This window comes from Bacteroidota bacterium, assembly GCA_030706565.1.
In the GTDB taxonomy this organism is placed as follows: Bacteria; Bacteroidota; Bacteroidia; order Bacteroidales; family JAUZOH01; genus JAUZOH01.
On the sequence record JAUZOH010000446.1, the window covers coordinates 1 to 2,917 of the forward strand.

Annotated in this window: 2 protein-coding genes; both read left to right on the top strand. The window is 40.0% G+C overall.

Annotated features, from left to right (window positions below; translation table 11 throughout):
• Positions 1–4: 4 nt before the first annotated feature.
• The gene (locus Q8907_15385; protein MDP4275654.1) at positions 5–148 is read left to right on the top strand and encodes an alpha-N-acetylglucosaminidase C-terminal domain-containing protein; all 144 of its coding nucleotides are present in this window, start codon (positions 5–7) and stop codon (positions 146–148) included.
• Positions 149–294: 146 nt separating this feature from the next.
• A complete protein-coding gene (locus Q8907_15390) occupies positions 295–2,670 on the top strand; it encodes a GH92 family glycosyl hydrolase (protein ID MDP4275655.1) in 2,376 nt (791 codons plus the stop codon).
• The last annotated feature ends 247 nt before the right edge of the window (positions 2,671–2,917 follow it).

The window sequence follows — 2,917 nt, forward strand, 5'->3', positions numbered from 1 at the left end:
GGAAATGAATACTGTTGAATTTCAAAAAGAAATAAAGAACTGGGAATGGAACTGGGTAAACAGTCAAAAAGATTATCCTGTAAAACCATCCGGCGATTGCATAAAAACGGTGCAAGCATTATATAAAAAATACAGGAAAATTGTATAGTTCTTTTAAAAGTAATCTATACGGAATAGAATTTTAACTCAAAATCATGTTTAGAATCCTGAAAGGGATAAGGTATTTTTTCTTCTTCTGCAAAATGAAGATTGAAAGGAAGAATCTGTAAAAAATTTAAATTAAAAACTTAATTAATGAGTAAAAAAATATTTATTCTTTTTCTGATCGCCTGTATTCCCTTTTCAGGATTTACTCAGCAAAGTCCGGTAGATTTGGTTTATCCCTATTTGGATTCGGCTCATTCACGCTGGTTTTTCTTTTCATCTGCCTGCCAACCCTTTGGAATGGTAAGTCTGTTCCCTGACAACAATTTAAGCGAGGATTGGAACAGTGGCTACCGTTATGCCACAGATACCATAAAGGATTTCAGTCATATCCATGAGTGGCAGTTATCGGGTGTTGCCGTGATGCCGGTGAGTTTTTCCAAATCTGATGTACCTTACTTACTAAAAGATTATTCTTCAAGTTTTTTGCATAAAGAAGAAATCGTCATGCCGGGTTATCATTCAGTTATTCTTAGCCGTTACAAAATAAAAGCTGAACTTACAGCAACCAACAGGGTTGGGGTACATCGTTATACTTTTCCGGCTGGCAAAAATGCAGGGATAGTCTTTCAATTAGGCGGCCACCTGGGTCCGTCCGAAATTCCCCATGCAGAATTCAGGCAAACAGGCAGGTACGAAATACGGGGATATATGGTTAACGCACCAACCATTCGCCGGCCTAAAAATGCCACTGTATATTTCAGTGCTGTGTTCAATTGTCCCATTAAAACCACTTATTTATCCGGGGAGGGAAAAATTACAACTGGCTTAAAACAATGGGGTGGGAAGAATGGTAAGCTTCTGGTTGAACTTGATAACAAAAATCATAAACCTGTATTAATGAAAGTAGGCTTGTCATTCACCAGCGAAGAAGAAGCGGCTTTAAACCTGAAGGCTGAAATGCCAGATTGGAATTTCGAGAAAGTAAAATCTGCAGCCATTGAAAAATGGAACAATATGCTGGGCCGGATTCAGATTGAAGGAGGTACTTTAGAACAGCAACGGCGGTTTTATACCGACCTCTGGCATGCTATTATGGGACGCCGCATCATCAGCGACTATGACGGAAAATATTGCGATTGCACCGGAACAAAAAATGTTATCCGCCAGCTTCCCCTTGACAAAAAAGGCAAACCAAAATTTAACATGTACAATTCAGATGCTTTCTGGGGCGCACAATGGACATTAAACACCCTGTGGCAACTGGTTTATCCTGAAATCGCCGAAGAATTCTGCAACTCATTCATCGAATATTACAAAAACGGAGGGATAATCCCCAGAGGCCCTTCAGGCGGAAACTATACCTATGTGATGACAGGCGCTTCCTCAACTCCTTTTTTTGTCGGTGCCTGGCAAAAAGGCATCCGTGGCTTTGACATCAACCTGGCTTATGAAGGCCTTAGAAAAAACCATCTTCCCGGAGGGTTAATGAGCAAGGTGGGATATGAGCACAAGACCTCAAAAGGAGGAGGAGTTGAATTTTATATAAAAAATGGATACGTTCCTTATCCTCTGTCCGACACTACCTATGGAATGCATCAGGACGGCGCTACCATAACTCTTGAAAATGCTTATCAGGACTGGTGCCTGGCACAATTGGCAAAGTCCTTGAATAAGGATTCAGATTATAACTATTTCATGAAACGGTCGGAAAATTTCAAAAATATTTACAATACTTCTTTAAGGTTTATGGTTCCAAAGGATAAAAACGGCAATTGGTTTTTGCCTTTTGATCCATTAGTGCCCAATAAAGGGTTTGAGGAAGCCAACAGCGCGCAATATACCTGGTTTGTACCCCATAATTTACCGGCTTTATTTTCATTAATGGGCGGAAATGATTCGGCCATTAACCGCCTAAACCACCAGTTTGAATTGACCCGGCCTTACCGCTTCTGCAATGAGCACCCGGAGAACCTGGATCAGCCGGTACTTAAATTTCCTGGCCAGAAAACAAATTCAACCCTCAGCAAATTCGTGAACGAACAACGAACCTGGGTGAATTATTCCAATCAGCCCAGTACGGAAATGGCGTTCATATTCAATTACGCGGGAGCACCCTGGTTAACACAATACTGGAGCCGTATGGTGGTGGACAGTGCCTACAGCAAACTCTCTCCTTTTTACGGCTATAATGGAGACGAAGATCAGGGCCAAATGGGTGCTTTAAGCGTGTTGATGAAATTAGGATTATTTCAAATGACCGGAGGATGCGAAGAAAATCCACGCTACGAACTGGGAAGTCCCATATTTGATAAGATTACTATCATGCTTAATCCGAAATATTTCAGGACCGATAAACTAATTATAGAAACAAGGCACAACAATATCTTTTCTCCTTACATTCAATCGGTTACCTTGAACAATAAAGTCCTAAAAACCTTTTACTTCAACCAGTCTGATATTAATTCAGGTGCTCACCTGATAATCGAAATGGGCAATAGACCGAATAAAAGCTGGGGGAAATAAGACAAAATTTATTACATAAAAAGATATATCTTGCTGTTATTCAATAAAAATAAATCCCCGGAAAAATTTAACCGGGGATTTATTTTGTGTTAAAACTTTAAGTTATTTTTCCACAGCAACCGCAATTACAACCCGGTTCCAGGCGGTTTTATCATAAGGTTGTTCGGCAGATCCCAAAGCAACAATTTCAACCCTGTCTTTATTGACATGATAACTATTTAACAATAAATCATAAACAGACTTGGCC